1 protein-coding gene is annotated in these 515 nt (G+C 47.4%); it reads left to right on the forward strand.

The genetic code is table 11. From position 1 onward, the window contains the following. The coding region (gene ccsA, locus R7Q09_RS28450) for a cytochrome c biogenesis protein CcsA (RefSeq protein WP_318144246.1) at positions 1 to 515 on the forward strand (515 nt) is incomplete at both ends.

The raw sequence follows: 515 nt of genomic DNA on the forward strand, positions 1-515 counted from the left end.
TATGTGGTCACTCATTCCAACAGCCAATTGCCAACCGCTTACAAGGTTGCAGCGGCATGGGGTGGGCACCAAGGCTCCATGCTGTTTTGGGTCGTGACGCTCAGTTTATGGGCATCATACATTGCTCTTAGTTCTCCGATTAACCAATGCTACACCGCAGATTGCCTTGGCATTATGAATGTTCTGATTGCCGTTTTTGCTTGGTTTACGTTAACAACGTCTAACCCTTTTGAGTTCGCAAAAACATTGGCGGTAGAAGGACGTGATTTGAATCCAATGCTGCAGGACATCGGATTGATCATTCATCCGCCACTTTTATATTTAGGTTACGTTGGTTATTCCGCCATTTTGGCGTTTGCACTTGCGGCGTTATTAAGCAAACGGCCTGTCAATGAATGGTACTGTTGTACGCGAAAAGCCGCGTATTTTGCCTGGGGAACTCTGACTGTTGGTATCCTTGTCGGCTCTTGGTGGGCATACAATGAACTTGGCTGGGGAGGTTGGTGGTTTTGGGA

Source organism: Vibrio sp. 2130-1, from assembly GCF_033339515.1.